Source organism: Microvirga lotononidis (assembly GCF_034627025.1).
In the GTDB taxonomy this organism is placed as follows: Bacteria; Pseudomonadota; Alphaproteobacteria; order Rhizobiales; family Beijerinckiaceae; genus Microvirga; species Microvirga lotononidis.
The window spans coordinates 3,243,138-3,257,216 of the sequence record NZ_CP141048.1; the positions used below are offsets into that span (position 1 = coordinate 3,243,138).

The following is a 14,079-nucleotide window of genomic DNA, read 5'->3' on the forward strand; positions in this document are numbered from 1 at the left end:
CCTGTCAGTGGAAATACCCCGGTCCGCGGACATTGGGGTGGGTGAGAACGGGCGTATCGGCGGCGGGAGCGCGCTCGCGGTAGGTGTCGAGAAGCGACACGATGCTCTTGTAGGTCAGCGCCTGGATCGCCAGGGCTTTGGCCGCGACCGCCTCGACACGCTCCTGCGGGATGCCGCGCATGTGCTGCAAAACCCCGATGCAGGTGCGAAAGCCCTGCTCGGGATGGCGGCGGGCGGACAGAATGGCGGCAATCAGCCCCTCGGTGTTGGGGCCGATCGACGCCGCCCAGGAGCGGAAGCGCTCGGGCGACCAGGCGGCATAGCGGCGATGCGAGCTCGGCATGTGCTCGGCCTGCGTGCCATGCGCCCGTCCCGCATAACGCCGCGCGTGGGCCGCGACGCGTCCGCCTTTGTGGAAGGCCTCGATCGTGCGCTGGGTGACGCGCACCTCGACCTGCTGGCCGATGAGGCCAAATGGCACCGAGTAGAAGAAGCCCTCGACCTCGATGTGGTAGTCGAGCCCGACCCGGGCGAACTGCCACTGCGCGAAGACGTAGTCCTCGGCCGGCAGGGGTGCGAGGGCCGGCTTCTCGATCGTCTCGAACAACTGGCGCCGGCTGACGCCGAGCCGGCGCATGGGTACGCTGTTCATCCGCTCGACGGCCTCGGCGATCGCGGCATTGGCCTCCTGGAGCGAGAAGAAGGTGCGGTGGCGCAGGCGACCGAGAATGTAGGATTGGGCGAAGCGCACCCCGGCCTCGACTTTGGCTTTGTCCTTCGGCCGGCGCGGTCGGGCTGGCAAAATGCCGACCGCGTAATGGGCCGCCATCTTGCCGTAGCTGCGGTTGATCTCGGGATCGTAGAACGAGGCCTTGTGGACGCCGCTCTTCAGGTTGTCCGGCACGACGAGCTTGGTCACGCCACCCTGGAACCGGAACATGCGCACATGCGCCTCGATCCAATCCGGCAGGGTCTGGGTCCAGGTGGCTTCGGCATAGGTCAGGTTGGAGGCGCCGAGCACCGCGACGAAGATCTCGGCCTGGCGGATCTCGCCGGTGAGTGGATCGACGATCGGCAGCTTCTTGCCCGAGTAATCCACGAACACCTTGTCGCCGGCGACGTGATGCTGACGCATGGTCGGCGTCAGGCGGCGCTCGAAGGAGCGGACCAGGTCGCAGAAACGCGAATAGCCGTAGCCGTCCGGATGGTCTGCCCGGTACTCCTCATGCAGGATGGCGATGCTGACGCCGGGCCGCTTGAGTTCCTGGACCAGGTGAGCCCAATCCGGCTCCGGCCGGCGGCGCGTTCCGACCCGGGTGCCCGCCCGGGCGAACAGCTTCTCCTCCAGGGCCGCGTCGGTCAGGTCCTCCGGCAGGGGCCAGGCCAGCCCGGCCGCCTTGGCCCGCTGGATGGCATCGCGCACGGTCGAGCGCGCCGCACCGACAATCCGGCCGATCTCGCGATCGCTGGTTTGGCTGGCGTGGAGCCGCAGCACTTGCCGCATCTGTCGCATGGTCATCTCTCTGTTTGCTGGCATCGCGTCCTCTCTGGTGGAGAGGTCGCAATGCCCCAATCGGATGACCCGGTGCAGCAGGGTTCTTCAGACCGATCCCTGGACGGGATCAAATCGGAAGGAGGGACGGCTTCAAGTCGGAAGGGTGGACGGGATCAAATCGGAACCGGGGACGACTTCAAGTCGGTACACATGGACGGATTGCGTCGGTATCCGCAAATGCCGCGGATCGCTCGCTCGGCGGCATTGTTCGACAGGCAGACCCGCCCGTCCTCGAGGAAGAGCGCGAACGAAGACCAACGCCGCAGCATGTAATTGATGGCTTTGGCCGTCTCACTCTTGGGCGACAACCGTCCACGTTGCGCCCGCAACCAACTCTCCAGATCATCCACCAGAGGCTTGGATTGGGCCACACGGATAGAGCGTCGCTCGTCAGGCGGCCGGCCGATGATCGCGCGCTCGATCGCAAACAGCGCATCGATGCGCTCGACTGCCTCGATCGCGATCGGCCCCTTCTTCAACTCAGCCAGTTCAAAGAATTGGCGGCGTGCATGTGCCCAACACGCTGCCTCAGTCGCCGGGCCGGTCGCACGACCCGGTTCATACAGCTGTCCGAAGCCGGAATAGGCATCCGCCTGCAGGATCCCGCTGTAGCTCTTCAGGAAAGACTGCGGATGCTCACCCTTGCGATCGGCCGAGTAGAAGTAGACCGCAGCCGGCGGATCGGCGCCGCCAAAGGGCCGATCATCCCGCACCACGGTCCAGAGCCGGCCGGTCTTGGTCTTTCCCTTGGCCAGCACCGGCACCGGCGTGTCGTCGGCGTGCAGCCGCTCGGCTTTGAGGACATGCTCGGTGATCAGCGTGCTCAGAGGCTGGGTCGCCACCGCGACCGCACCGATCCAGTCGCACAAGGTCGAGACATCCAGATCGACCCCTTCCTGGGCAAACACTGTGCTCTGGCGGGTCAGCGGCAGATGCAGCCCGAACTTGCCGACCGTGATCTCAGCCAGCAAGTGGGGACCGGCGCGGCCGCGCGGAATGGCATGGAACGGCGCTGGTGTCTCAGTGATCGTCTCGCACGCCGCACAGCTGAACTTCTCGCGGACCGTCTCCACCACGACCCACCGCGCCGGGATGCGCTCCAGGGTCTCGCTCACCACCTCGCCGAGTTTGCGCAGGCCTCCGCCGCAGCAGGCGCACGCGGTCGGGCCAGGAAGGACAATGCGCCGGCGCGGCAGGTGTCCGGGCAAGGGCCTGCGGGCGGGCTTGGCCCGCTTCAACTCCTCAACCGTCCACTGGGGCGCCTCCGGCGCCGCGCCGGCATCCTTCGCCTCCGCTTCGGCATCCATGTGAGCGGCACTCTCCTCCAGATCCTCCAGAGCGAGCATCAGTTGCTCGAGACGGGCACTGCGTTCCGACGAGGTGCCAAAGTGCTGACGGCGCAACTTGGCGATCTGCAGCTTGAGCCGCTCGATCTCCAACTCCAGGGCATAGCGGGCGGCGTGGGCCTGGGTGACTTCGAGCCGGGCGACTTCCAAAGCAGCGCGAGCGATCTCCAGATCCCCCGCGCGGGCTTCGGCCGCCAGACGGGCAGCGCGCTCGGCGCGGATCATCGCGTGAGCGTCAGCCAGACTGGTGGGAAGCGGATCAGGGTGATTTGCCACGTCTCCAGTGTGCCACGGAAGCGTTGCATGGCAAGGCTTTGATACTCATCCGGCCGCAGTCGGACGCCAGGTCTGCTGGGGATTACGCCAGTCGATGCCTTCCAAGAGATAGCCCAACTGCGCGGTGGAAATCGCCACCGTGCCGTCGGCCGGCGAGGGCCACAGAAAACGACCCCGATCAATGCGCTTCGAGAACAAACACAGGCCCTGGCCGTCATACCAGAGGACCTTGATCAGATCGCCTCTGCGGCCACGGAAGACAAACAGGTTGCCCGAATGCGGATCACGTTTGAGCGCCTCCTGCACGAGTAGGGAGAGGCCGCCGAAGCCCTTCCTCATATCGGTGTGGCCGGTGGCGAGCCACACGCGCACGCCGGTCGGGACCGGAATCATGCCAGGCTCTCCACCACCTGCAGCACCCGCCGCAGCGCCTCGGCATCGACCTCGCGGTCCACGCGAATCCGTCGCCCGTGCCTCAAGACGATCTCGATCAAGCCGGTGCGCCGCGGTGGTGGTGCTATCGGCGTGGTCTGCCCTGGGACGGGTGTGATCTCGACCGGCACGAAGGCCGGACCAGCGTCGCCAAGCCGTCCTTCGCGGGCCAGCCGGCGCCAGGTGAAGACGACACTGGGCGCGAGACCATGGCGGCGGGCCACTTCGGTCACCGTCACGCCCGGGTGCATCGTCTCTTCCACGATCTGGAATTTGTCTTGGACGCTCCAGCGCCGCCGGCGCTCTGTGCCGAGAACTTCGATCTTCATCGATCTACTGACCTTAAAGCTAGCCTTAAGGTCAGAACGTCACGCGCAAACCTCACTCTCACAAGAGGGCACACGCCGGGTGCTTACGATGGAGCGACACTGGCCCTCGTGCTGCACGCGCTCAAGAGCCTGCGATGATCGGACCGAGCGGGACCGTCCGCGTCCTGGTGGCGACCAAGCCCGTTGACTTCCGCAAAGGGGCGGATGGCCTCGCGGCGCTCGTGCGCGACACCATGGGAGCCGATCCGTTCTCCGGGACTGTTTATGTCTTCCGCGCCAAACGCGCGGATCGCGTCAAGCTGGTGTTCTGGGATGGCACCGGTGTCGTGCTGGTCGCCAAGCGATTGGAGGATGGCGAGTTCCGCTGGCCCAAGGTGCAGGACGGTGCCCTTCACCTGTCGGCGGCTCAACTCTCGGCTTTGCTCGAAGGTTTGGACTGGCGCCGCGTGCATGCGCCACGACCGACATCCGTGCCACTGGAGCCCAGCTGATCGGACGCGCCCATCTATTAAGAGCCATCGCCCGCATCGGGGAAGCATGATTCACTTCGGTTTGTGACCAGCGCGACGCAAACCCTCCCCGATGATCCTGACCTGCTCAAGGCCATGCTCCTGGCCGAGCGGGCGCGGGCCGAGCGCCTGGAGCAGATCATCAAGGCGATGCAGCGCCACCGCTTCGGCCGCCGGGCCGAGAGCCTGCCCGAGGATCAACTGCTGCTGGGCTTGGAAGAAGCCGAACAGACTGAGGCCGCCGAGGACGCCAAACACGAGCAAACGGATCCGGCCGAGCGTAAAAGCCGCGCGGCTTTGCGGCGCCGGAACCGCGGATCCTTGCCGGCGCATCTGCCGCGCATCGAAACCCTCATCGACATCAAGGATCCCGCCTGTCCCTGCTGCCGCAACCTCCTGCACCGCATCGGCGAGGATGTCTCCGAGCGGCTCGACATCGTGCCGGCGCAGCTGCGCGTGCTGGTGGTGCGCCGGCCCAAATATGCCTGCCGCCACTGCGAAGATGGAGTGGTGCAAGCCCCGGCTATTGCGCGACAATCTGGATTGGAAGTGCGCGACGATCAGGATGGTGATTGGCTGTCGCGGCGGGCATAATGATTGTCGCGCCGCGACACAGATGCAAGCGCTTTCTTGATTGTCGCTGCGAGCGTCAATCAGGATGAGGTCTTGATTGTCGCGCGTGTCGGCGGGCGTCCCGGTCCGCGTTTACGCTCGATGGCGGTTCGGCGGCGATAGCTCTCGACATTCATCTCAAAGATCGTCGCGTGGTGAATCAAACGATCCACCGCGGCGAGTGTCATCGCCTGATCCGGAAAGATCTTCCCCCATTCGCCGAAGGGCTGATTGGCCGTAATCAAAAGTGAGCGACGCTCGTACCGGGCGCCGATGAGTTCAAAGATGACGCTGGTTTCTGCCTGATCCTTGCTGACATAGGCGAGGTCATCCAGGATCAGCAGATGGTACTTGTCGAGTTTGGCAATCGCCGCCTCGAGCTGAAGATCCCGCCGTGCTGTCTGGAGCTTCTGCACCAGATCGGTGGTGCGGGTGAACAGCACCCGCCAGCCATTCTCCACCAGGGCCAGGCCCAGGGCTGCCGCCAGATGCGATTTGCCCCCGCCCGGCGGGCCGAACATCAACAGATTGGCGCCTTTCTCGAGCCAACTGTCGCCGGCCGCCAGCGCCATCACCTGGGCCTTGCTGATCATCGGCACCGCGGAGAAGTCGAAGCTGTCGAGGGTCTTGCCGGGCGGCAGCCGGGCCTCATCGAGATGGCGCTGGATGCGCCGGCTGGCGCGCTCGGCCATCTCGTGCTCGGCCAGAGCCGCCAGGAAGCGGGCCGCCGGCCAGCCCTCCTTGTCGGCGCGGGCGGCGAAATCCGGCCAGATCGTCTTGATCGCCGGAAGCCGCAGATCGTTGAGCGCCAGGGTCAGGCGACCGGCATCAATCGCATTAGGGCTCGTCATGCGACCTCTCCCTGATGCCCGCGGGCGAGTTCCTCGTAGGCACTGAGCGGCGCATAGGAGACCACGATGTCGGGCACGGCACCGGCATCCGGACTGAACAGCGCGCGCAAGCTCTTGAGATCCGGCAGCCGGCCGGCCGTCAGATCCGCATCGAGGCGCGCGGCGAGGTCGGCCTCGCAGGCGCGCTCATGCGCCAAGGCCAGCAGATCGACCATGGTGCGGCAGGCGGTCCGGGTGGGAAGCTTGGCGCACATCGCCTCGAACGCCCGGGCATAGGCTTGCCGGGGGAAGAGCTGATCGCGGTAGACCAGCCCCATCAGGGCCATGGGCTTGCGCCGCAGCGAGTGGATCACGTGCCGGTAATCAACCACATGCCCGTGCCGGCCGTTGGGATGGGCCCGCCCGCGCGGCAGCGTCATCTGGTGCGTGCCGCCGAGATAGACCTCGAGCCGATCATCAAACAGGCGCACCCGCAGCCGATGGCCGATCAGGCGCGAGGGCACGCTGTAGAACACCTTGCGCAGCACGAAGCCGCTGGTCGAGGTCACCGTGACGATGGCATCCTCGTAAGCGGCGGTGCGTCGGTCCGGCAGTTCCTGAAGGGCAGCGCGCTCGACCTCAATCCGTGGGGCATTGCGGGCATTGCGGCGCCCGACCACCTCGTCGACGAAGCGGCGGTAGGCATAAAGATCGGCGAAGTCGCGTGAGCCGCGCAGCAGCAGAGCATCCTCGATCACCTTCTTGAGGTGGCCGTGCACGCTCTCGATGGCGCCGTTCTCGTGGGCAATTCCGGCATTGTTGCGGCTCGGCTCCATGCCGTAATGGGTGCACAGGGCATCATAGCGCCGGGTCAGATCCTCGCGGGCGTCGCGATCCAGATTGCGGAAGGCCGCCGAGAGACTGTCGCTGCGGTGCTCGCGTGGGGCGCCACCCAAGGCCCAGAGGGCATTCTGCAGCCCCTCGGCGAGTGCGACATAGCTTTCGCCGCCGAGCACCACGTGGGCATGCTCGAAGCCGGAATAGGCGAGCCGGAAGTGATAGAGCCGGTGCTCGAGGGGCTGGCCGGCAAGGGTGATGGCCAGATCGGCCATGTCGGTGAAGTCGGACAGGCCCATGCGCCCGGGCTCGTGCACCTGGCGGAAGATGACCTCCTGCTCGGGACCATGCAGGGCACGCCAGGATCGGACGCGGCGCTCGAGGGTGCGGCGGATGCCGGGGCCGAGGTCGGGATGGCGGCGCACGATCTCCTCGAAGAGGGCCACGGGGCGCAGGCTCGGGGCGGCTTGGAGCAGCGGGACGATCTCGCTGTCCCAGACACCCGCGAGCGGATCGGGGCGTCGGCGCCCGCGCGGGGCTTTCCTGTGGGAGGGCAGCCGCGGGTCCTTGTCGATGCGGGAGGCGGTGGAGGGACTGAAGCCGGCCTTGGCAGCGGCGATCGGGGCGGTGTTGGTTTGGCGAAACTTCATGTACAGCCTCATCTGGCAGTCGGTGATATGGCGGCCGGGCAAAGGGTGGATTCCTCATTGGCGTGAAGACATCCAATCCTTAGCCGGTCGGCCGCGACTGCCAGACGGTGTGGTCCTGACGGATCACACCGTCGCCGCTCTCGCCCCCCTTAAGAAGCGACAGCGGCCTCGCATCTCATCCTGATTGCCGATCAACTGCCACCCTGATCGCCGCGCGGCACCCGGCTCCGGCGCGCGTGATCGAGGGCGGCCTGCCCACCGATGCCCTGGTCGCGCAGGTGCTGGTGGCGAAATACGCCGACCATCTGCCGCTCTACCGGCAGTCTCAGATCTACGCGCGTCAGGGCATCAGTTTGGATCGTTCGACCCTGGCCGACTGGGTTGGACGGGCTGCCTGGCACCTGCGGCCGGTGCATGAACGCCTGCTGGCGCAACTGAAAGCCTCGTCGAGACTGTTTGCCGATGAGACCACCGCACCCGTGCTCGATCCTGGCCGCGGCCAGACCAAGACGGGGCAGCTGTTTGCCTATGCCCGCGATGACCGGCCGTGGGGCGGCACGGATCCGCCTGGAGTGGCGTACGTGTATGCGCCGGATCGCACGGCGGCCCGGCCGATCGCGCATCTGTCCGGTTTTGCCGGCGTGCTGCAGGTCGATGGCTACAGCGGCTACCGAGCCCTGGCGGGCGGCAACCAGGTCACGCTCGCGTTCTGTTGGGCACATGTGCGGCGGCGCTTTTACGAACTGGCCGCGGCCGGCGCGGCGCCGATTGCCAGCGAAGCCCTCACGCGCATCGCGGAGCTGTATCGGATTGAGAGCGACATCCGTGGCATGAGTGCTGCGGAGCGGGCCCGGATTCGTCAGACGAAGAGCCGTCCGGTGCTGGAAGCTCTCGAGCCGTGGTTGCGCGGCAAGCTCGGTCTGATCAGCCAGAAGAGCAAGCTGGCGGAGGCGATCCGCTATGCGCTCTCGCGCTGGGATGGGCTGACGCGGTTTGTCAACGACGGGCGGATTGAGATCGACTCCAACGTGGTCGAGCGGGCGATCCGGCCTTTGGCATTGACGCGCAAGAACGCGTTGTTTGCCGGCTCGGATCGCGGGGGCGAACACTGGGCGATCATCGCCTCATTGGTCGAGACCTGCAAACTGTGCGGGGTGGATCCGCAGGCCTATCTCGCGGACGTGCTGAGCCGCATCGTCACGGGTCATCTCAACACCCGCATCGATGATCTGCTGCCGTGGGCCTATGCCACCGCGCCAGACCTCAAGGCCGTGGCCTGAGACACCGCTTACAATTCTTCGGTTCGGTTGACACACCGAGTGCTTACAATGGCTGCGGGGGACGAGGGACTCAAGCAGTGCCCACTCGGCATCGTTGAGATCACTGGCGTAGGAACTGACATCCATGGCAGGGCTCCCGGATTGTCAAACAGCCCACATCCGCAGCAGCAGCCAGCACAAACCTATGGTGAATCAGACACTTGGATCGAGCAATAAAATTGCTCACCAGCCTCTTAGCGCTTCGAAAGAATTGTAAAGCGTGTGTCTGCCGGTAGGCGTGAGATTATTGGGAGCCCAGCGGTAACCAAAGACCAGATTGTGAGCTTTTTAAATCGGTTTAATGTCGGGTCGAGATTAATACGATCCCAGGTGCCTTCCTTAGCTAATGTATCGAGCGGTAGTGGATTGCTAGAGTTGCAGCCAAGCCTTTCTGCAAGAAGAGCGATGCTCCTTTCAGAAAAGTAGTGCACATGCGGTGTAAAGAAGTGTTTCTGCCATAGGCGGTCCCAGAGTTGCGGAGCAAAATGGAGTTTCCCGATTGTGAAAAAAATACCCTCTGAAAAAGGGCTATTGATAATAATTATCCCGCGTTCAGTAATATGCTGTAAGCAGTTTTCCAATATTCCTGTTGCATTTGGGATATGCTCAAGTACATCATTGAATATTATGATGTCAAACTTCGTTCCCGGTTCTATGGCATCAGGAAAGTAGCCCTGTACCACAGGTAACCCCTGTCTCTGAGCCGTCCGCGCTAGTCTAGGGTTGGGCTCGACACCAGTTACATCGAAGCCTGCGGCCATAGCCTGCTTGAGGAACTGCCCAGTTGCGCATCCTATATCAAGGACGCTCCGAAGTCTCGGATTGAACTTCCTGATTGTCGCAATGATGGTGCAATAATTCTTTTCACGTACTGGGCGAAGAAAATCAATATCGTCTTCTTTCTCCTCTATAGTTTCGCGGTCATGAATCTTGGAGCTCTCTATTCGAGGCTCAAGATTCGATTGCCAATGATCGCAGTTTGCGCAATAGAAAGTCCAACTAGTTACTTTATTCCTCATTTTGGATGAGCATATGTTGCAATTCATGACTAACCTACGATTATAATTGGGTCTACCAGTCGAAAATAAGAGAATTGGCCGTATTAAACGAGGGGTCGCACTCCCAGTGCTTTGTACGAGCCATTTTCGAGCATCGGCTGATGATGAGCGCTATCCTACCGATCGCGCCTTTTCTTCAATCGACTCGTGTAAAACCCGTCTTTTGGGAATGAGATCCGGACCGGCACCATAAACGGCTGAAGCTTGGAGTTGCAATGCCGCTTTACTTTCTGTCGAATGGCAGCCTCATCAAATTCACCAGAGATTATGATGTCTGCACAGACGATCTTTCCTGTGAGCACATGACTTTCGCCGTAAACTACGGCGTCGATAACTTCGGGGATCTCAAGAATAACTGTCTCAACTTCAGAGGGGTAAACCTTCTGTCCTCCGACGTTAATTAAGTCGGATTTCCGACCGAGAATACGGAAGTATTCGCCATCCTGCTCGACTGAGTCGCCTGTGATCAGATATCCGTCGTCTGTGAAGGGACTGGGCGCGTTCAAGTAACCCAACATTGCCGACTCTGCTTTGATCTGTAAAATACCGTCAACCACGCGGGTTTGGTATCCTTCACCACCTAGCTTTACCCAGAGCGAATCACTCGATCTTGATTTGGCGCGCATGACGCCAAGTTCAATCATGCCGTAGGTTTGACGCAGTTCGAGATCTGGGAAGATCGACTTCAAGCTGACAAGTGTGGTCTCCGGCATCGGCTCAGCGCCATAGGTGATCAGCTTCAGGCTTGATAGGTCATACTGCTCGTAGGCGCGGCTTATCAGCAGCATATTAAGAAAAGTCGGTGTCGCTGGGAGCAATTCAATCCGATGCTGTTCAATAAGCTGGCTAATCTCGTGCGGGGTTCTAGTCTCGGGAAACACGACAAGCGTGCCGCTCGCAAGGCAGCCAAGCAGAGTATTCAGCCCTCCCCAATGATCGAAGAGAAGGAAATTTAGCGTTATGAGTCCTGGGCGTGGGTTGTGAAATTTTGTGAGAAGTCGCGAGAAATCATGAACGACACCTTTTGGCTTTCCGCTTGAGCCGGAGGTGAAGAGCACGAGCCCCGGAACTGCTCGCTGCGACAAAATCTCAAACAGTCTATGGATTTCGGCCTGAGGATATCCTCTTTCGACCAAAGGAGCGGAGGAAATTCCAGTTGCATGTCGTACGTCAAGAACAAGGTGAGGCTCAATCTCGGTCAGTAGATCCCGTACGTTTGTGTAGGTGGTTTCCGTGAGAGGGATCGTGATTGCGCCGCGAGCAATGAGTGCAAGCAGAAGCGGGATCGAGCGGAACGAGAAGTCTCCGAGTAGAACTACGCGTGAACCTACGCCGACATCGAGTTCATTAACAAGCCACTCGACATCGTGCTGGATTTGGTCAGCAAGCTCTACATACGTAAGGTACTGTCCGTGCCATGCGAAAGCTCGGTCTCCCCCACGCTCGCGAAACTTGTCTATCAGAAAGCTGATATCACCGAAGTCCGTTGCCATCATCGTTGCCGTATTTTGCTCGTAGAGAAGTTGCTGGAACTAGCGTTCGTTGAAACTATGGATTTATCAGAGCTGACGCCCACGAAAGGCCGACCCCAAATCCACACAGAACGACCGGCCGATCTTTGCGGATCTTTTCAGCCTCTTGCGCTCTTTGAAGAGCTATTGGGACTGACGCAGATACCGTGTTCCCAAGAGTCCTCATATCGAATATGAGTTGATCTGCATTGAGACCTAGCGAACGAGCAATACCGTCAATGGCCACCTTGCTTGCCTGGTGAAATACGAAAGATCCGACGTCCTCAACGCGAAGATTGTTTCGATTGAGTAGTTCGCGGACAGCCTTCGGGATCGTGGTGTTGAAAAAGGACAATACGCCGAGCCCGTCCATTTCAATATGCTCGGCGGTCCGGATATTTCCGCTCCGATCGGAAACCTCTTTTGCGGTTTCGGTGGAGCGCGGCAAACGGGTGCCGCCGGCTCGAACGATAAAGCGATCGTACTGGGCTCCTGATGTGCCGAAGGAGATGTCAGCCACATTGAGCCTATCGTCAGCTGTCTTCAGCTGATCGTCCGTGAATCCAGACACGATTGTCGCGGCCGCGCCATCTCCAAAAAGGCAGCGACTGGAGCGATCCGCTGGGTGAATGAGGCGCGAGTAAGTATCCGCGGTAACAATGAGAACCCGTCGCGATGTTCCACTCTGTACGAGACCACGTGCGATACCTAGGCTGTATACGAAGCCTGAACATGCAAGGGTGATGTCGAAGGCCATGACGTGTGGTGAGAGACCTAGCCTCTGGTGTAAAATGCACGAGTTCGGCGGTATTGGGTGGTCGGGCGTTTCCGTGCAAAAAATTATGGTGTCAATTTCGCTTCGGACCAGTTTGCCTCGCTGTTCGAGTGCAAGACACGCACGGTAGCCCAGGTCTAAAGCTGTCTCGTCGGCCGCAGCGATACGGCGCTCTTCAACTCCTGTCCTATCAAGAAGCCGGACCATGTCCCAAGCTGGGTTTTCGCGTGCGAGATCGTCATTTGTAATAACCCGCTCAGGCAGAGCATAGGCGATGGCCTCAATGCCTACTTTGGTAGCGAGGGCGCGCTCGAGAGAATCTGTCGACCTGTGCATGCTTACGAACAACTAGTTTGTGAGCGCAGTTGTTGAAATTACACAAGCTTGAGCTTCGCGCAATGGACCAACAGCACCATGCCCTGGATACATCGTGAGGTGACTTGGCAGGCTCGCTAAGAGTTTGATGCTCCCCTGAATCTGTGCAACCGACCCTCCCGGCAAATCCGTACGCCCGGCTCCATTAGGGAGTAGGGTGTCGCCCGTGAATAGGTGATCGCCCAGCCTAAAGCAGACGCTGCCTTTCGTGTGGCCAGGCGTCGCGATGCACTCGACTTGGAACTCTCTCAATGCCAAACCGGTTTCAATGATATCCGCGAGATCAGTGAAGTTGGACGGAAGCGGTACTGATTGTCCTTCGCCAAAGAGGCTGCGGTAAAGGTTCGCCTGACGAAGCAAGCTTCTATCCGCTCCATGAAGATAGAATGGGAGGCCGGCAAAATGTTCCATCAGTCCACACACGGCTCCAATGTGATCATAGTGAGCATGTGTATTGAGGATGGCCAGTGGCACTAACCTTCGAGTGCTAATGATATCAAGAAAGCGCTCGGCTTCCGCTCCAGGATCAATCACGAGGGCATGGCGGCTGATGCTCTCTACGATATAGCCATTCTGCCGCCAAGTTCCGGTTGTGACTTTGTGTATGTCCGAAATCACGCTCACGATACGCCCCCAAAATAGATAGTTTGGCCTGTAATGTTGCGGGCGTTTGGCGAAGCAAAGAAATTCACTGCGTGGAGAACATCCCGGACACTCAGCAGTGCCGGTTTAATAAGCTGCTGTTGTTTGGCAGCCAAAGCTTCCTGAGGAAGAGCATCGACCATACCGGATTCGCCGACGAGTGACAGCCCAACACAGTTTATTGTGATGTCATCGCTGGCGCATTCACGCGAAAGCGTAATGCAGAGATTCTCCAGTGCCGCTTTGCTGGCATTATAGGATGCACCACCTATACTAGCTAGCGGTACATTAATAGACGAAAAATTGATTATTCGCCCGAACTTCGTGCGCTTCATCAGCCTGATGGACTCGCGCATAACAATAAATGCGCCTACTAGGTTAGCCTCTAGTACATTCATAAAGTCGGACGCCGGGGTAAGCAGGCCGAGTCGTGATGAACTCACGCCCGCGTTGTTGACGACAACGTCGAGACGGCCGTGTGTCGTGACGATGCCATTGAGCATTGTCCGCACGGCCGCTTCGTTCGCGACGTCAAGTAAAACATGGCGATATCGCTCATGCTCAATCAACTGCTGACCACTGCGCGAACAGCCGTAAACATAATCGCCTTCGCCCAATAGAGCTTCTACGAGACCCCGGCCGACTCCGCGGCTTGAGCCGGTCACCAACACAATCCTAGGATTTCTAGGGATTTCGTGGGAATTGAGGGTCACAGACATAATTTAGGCGGCTGCAGATAGATTGTCCAAATATAAGGCTAGGCTTCCAACACTCTGAAAAGGGTTCTCGGCTGACGAGAATATCGATTCGTCTGCCAGAGCGATCGACTTGCCGGTTTCGTCGAAAACGACCTGCTCGATGGCGACGACGAGGTTGACCAAGGTAAGGGAATCAACGCCGCCCTTGGAGTCAAGGAGCATGGTTTCTGGGCTTTTCGAGACAGGTGGTGCATCGGGATTCTGGGCGTTGATCTCATCAATCGCCTTATAAATAAGCTCAAGGGAACGCATGTGTATCATCTCC

General features: G+C 60.5%; 12 protein-coding genes and 3 pseudogenes. 3 read left to right on the forward strand and 12 right to left on the reverse strand.

All coding sequences use genetic code 11. From position 1 onward, the window contains the following. Positions 1-4 precede the first annotated feature (4 nt). From istA (U0023_RS15375) to tnpA, 4 genes and pseudogenes are all read right to left on the reverse strand, one after another. The gene (gene istA, locus U0023_RS15375) at positions 5-1,513 is read right to left on the reverse strand and encodes an IS21 family transposase (RefSeq protein WP_195904271.1); all 1,509 of its coding nucleotides are present in this window, start codon (positions 1,511-1,513) and stop codon (positions 5-7) included. A gap of 200 nt (positions 1,514-1,713) precedes the next feature. Next, positions 1,714-3,126 (reverse strand): annotated as a pseudogene (tnpC, locus tag U0023_RS15380) (IS66 family transposase); the annotation flags it as partial. 96 nt (positions 3,127-3,222) lie between these two features. Further along, positions 3,223-3,570 carry an IS66 family insertion sequence element accessory protein TnpB gene (tnpB, locus tag U0023_RS15385; protein WP_009763246.1) on the reverse strand — a complete coding sequence of 116 codons (348 nt, stop codon included), beginning with the start codon at positions 3,568-3,570 and terminating at the stop codon, positions 3,223-3,225. Continuing rightward, on the reverse strand, positions 3,567-3,938 hold the full coding sequence (gene tnpA, locus U0023_RS15390; RefSeq protein WP_009763245.1) for an IS66-like element accessory protein TnpA: 372 nt from the start codon (positions 3,936-3,938) through the stop codon (positions 3,567-3,569). The genes tnpB (U0023_RS15385) and tnpA overlap by 4 nt, the downstream gene beginning before the upstream one ends. A 134-nt stretch (positions 3,939-4,072) precedes the next feature. Here tnpA and tnpB (U0023_RS15395) point away from each other — a divergent pair, with 134 nt between their 5' ends. Continuing rightward, positions 4,073-4,429: an IS66 family insertion sequence element accessory protein TnpB gene (gene tnpB / locus U0023_RS15395; protein ID WP_322883749.1), complete on the forward strand. Its 357-nt coding sequence runs from the start codon at positions 4,073-4,075 to the stop codon at positions 4,427-4,429. Positions 4,430-4,543: 114 nt separating this feature from the next. Then, a pseudogene (locus tag U0023_RS15400) lies at positions 4,544-4,981 on the forward strand (IS66 family transposase zinc-finger binding domain-containing protein); the annotation flags it as partial. A 119-nt stretch (positions 4,982-5,100) separates the two neighbouring features. On the opposite strand, the gene istB reads toward U0023_RS15400, so the two are convergent. Together istB and istA (U0023_RS15410) are read right to left on the reverse strand one after the other, a co-directional pair. After that, the gene (istB, locus tag U0023_RS15405) at positions 5,101-5,910 is read right to left on the reverse strand and encodes an IS21-like element helper ATPase IstB (RefSeq protein WP_009492089.1); all 810 of its coding nucleotides are present in this window, start codon (positions 5,908-5,910) and stop codon (positions 5,101-5,103) included. After that, the gene (gene istA / locus U0023_RS15410) at positions 5,907-7,418 is read right to left on the reverse strand and encodes an IS21 family transposase (protein WP_085985156.1); all 1,512 of its coding nucleotides are present in this window, start codon (positions 7,416-7,418) and stop codon (positions 5,907-5,909) included. The genes istB and istA (U0023_RS15410) overlap by 4 nt, the downstream gene beginning before the upstream one ends. 143 nt (positions 7,419-7,561) lie before the next feature. On the opposite strand from istA (U0023_RS15410), the pseudogene tnpC (U0023_RS15415) reads away from it, so the two are divergent. Next, positions 7,562-8,656 (forward strand): annotated as a pseudogene (gene tnpC / locus U0023_RS15415) (IS66 family transposase); the annotation flags it as partial. Between the two features lie 233 nt (positions 8,657-8,889). Here the strand turns inward: tnpC (U0023_RS15415) and U0023_RS15420 are convergent. The 6 genes from U0023_RS15420 to U0023_RS15445 form a co-directional block, all read right to left on the reverse strand. Continuing rightward, positions 8,890-9,714 (reverse strand): class I SAM-dependent methyltransferase, encoded by an 825-nt coding sequence (locus U0023_RS15420; RefSeq protein ID WP_195904256.1) that lies wholly within the window; start codon positions 9,712-9,714, stop codon positions 8,890-8,892. Between the two features lie 155 nt (positions 9,715-9,869). Next, positions 9,870-11,249, reverse strand: a complete 1,380-nt coding sequence (locus tag U0023_RS15425; protein ID WP_009494071.1) for an ANL family adenylate-forming protein — start codon at positions 11,247-11,249, stop codon at positions 9,870-9,872. Between the two features lie 52 nt (positions 11,250-11,301). Beyond that, a complete protein-coding gene (locus U0023_RS15430) occupies positions 11,302-12,375 on the reverse strand; it encodes a 3-oxoacyl-ACP synthase III family protein (RefSeq protein ID WP_009494070.1) in 1,074 nt (357 codons plus the stop codon). Between the two features lie 12 nt (positions 12,376-12,387). Further along, positions 12,388-13,038 (reverse strand): MBL fold metallo-hydrolase, encoded by a 651-nt coding sequence (locus U0023_RS15435; protein ID WP_009494069.1) that lies wholly within the window; start codon positions 13,036-13,038, stop codon positions 12,388-12,390. Then, positions 13,035-13,721 (reverse strand): SDR family NAD(P)-dependent oxidoreductase, encoded by a 687-nt coding sequence (locus tag U0023_RS15440; RefSeq protein ID WP_009494068.1) that lies wholly within the window; start codon positions 13,719-13,721, stop codon positions 13,035-13,037. Before U0023_RS15440 ends, U0023_RS15435 begins: the two co-directional genes overlap by 4 nt. A gap of 57 nt (positions 13,722-13,778) precedes the next feature. After that, positions 13,779-14,066: a hypothetical protein gene (locus U0023_RS15445; RefSeq protein WP_009494067.1), complete on the reverse strand. Its 288-nt coding sequence runs from the start codon at positions 14,064-14,066 to the stop codon at positions 13,779-13,781. Positions 14,067-14,079 lie beyond the last annotated feature (13 nt).

What these genes read in the sequence shown, in the direction of transcription:
- istA (WP_195904271.1), bottom strand. Translation starts at nt 1,513, where the DNA reads ATGCGACAGATGCGGCAAGTGCTGCGGCTCCACGCCAGCCAAACCAGC.
- tnpB (WP_009763246.1), bottom strand. Translation starts at nt 3,570, where the DNA reads ATGATTCCGGTCCCGACCGGCGTGCGCGTGTGGCTCGCCACCGGCCAC.
- tnpA (WP_009763245.1), bottom strand. Translation starts at nt 3,938, where the DNA reads ATGAAGATCGAAGTTCTCGGCACAGAGCGCCGGCGGCGCTGGAGCGTC.
- tnpB (WP_322883749.1), top strand. Translation starts at nt 4,073, where the DNA reads ATGATCGGACCGAGCGGGACCGTCCGCGTCCTGGTGGCGACCAAGCCC.
- istB (WP_009492089.1), bottom strand. Translation starts at nt 5,910, where the DNA reads ATGACGAGCCCTAATGCGATTGATGCCGGTCGCCTGACCCTGGCGCTC.
- U0023_RS15420 (WP_195904256.1), bottom strand. Translation starts at nt 9,714, where the DNA reads ATGAGGAATAAAGTAACTAGTTGGACTTTCTATTGCGCAAACTGCGAT.
- U0023_RS15425 (WP_009494071.1), bottom strand. Translation starts at nt 11,249, where the DNA reads ATGATGGCAACGGACTTCGGTGATATCAGCTTTCTGATAGACAAGTTT.
- U0023_RS15430 (WP_009494070.1), bottom strand. Translation starts at nt 12,375, where the DNA reads ATGCACAGGTCGACAGATTCTCTCGAGCGCGCCCTCGCTACCAAAGTA.
- U0023_RS15445 (WP_009494067.1), bottom strand. Translation starts at nt 14,066, where the DNA reads ATGCGTTCCCTTGAGCTTATTTATAAGGCGATTGATGAGATCAACGCC.